Source organism: Spirosoma soli, from assembly GCF_042684525.1.
GTDB lineage: Bacteria > Bacteroidota > Bacteroidia > Cytophagales > Spirosomataceae > Spirosoma > Spirosoma soli.
The window spans coordinates 1-529 of sequence record NZ_JBHULN010000069.1 but is presented as its reverse complement, the minus strand read 5'-3'; the positions used below and the strand labels follow the sequence as shown (position 1 = coordinate 529).

General features: G+C 53.1%; 1 protein-coding gene. It reads left to right on the top strand.

The genetic code is table 11. The annotated features are described in order from the left end of the window. Positions 1-529 (top strand): amino acid--tRNA ligase-related protein (locus ACFSUS_RS29135; protein WP_381528826.1); only part of this gene is annotated, 529 nt, incomplete at both ends.

The following is a 529-nucleotide window of genomic DNA, read 5'->3' as shown; positions in this document are numbered from 1 at the left end:
GCCGATGCTGCAAGTGATCCCCGGTGGGGCCACCGCACGACCGTTTGTTACTCATCACAATGCGCTGGATATTGATATGTATCTGCGCATCGCCCCCGAGCTGTACCTTAAGCGTTTGGTGGTGGGCGGCTTTGAGCGGGTTTACGAGATCAACCGCAACTTCCGCAACGAAGGTGTCTCGACCCGGCACAACCCCGAGTTCACCATGCTGGAGTTTTATCAGGCCTACGCCGATTACCATGACCTGATGAACTTGACGGAAGATATGCTGCGTAAGCTGTGCCAAACCTTAATGGGCAGCACCACCGTTGTATACCAAGACAGCGAGTACGATTTTGCCAAGCCTTTTGCGCGTATGAGCGTGTTCGACTCGATCTTGAAGTACAACCCAGATTTAACCGCTGCCGATATCAGCGACTTGGAGTCGGCTCGCGCCGTGGCTAAACAACTCAAGGTGCCACTCAAAGACAGCTATGGTTTGGGCAAAGTGCAAATCGAAATCTTTGAAGCAACCGTCGAGCATCTGCTG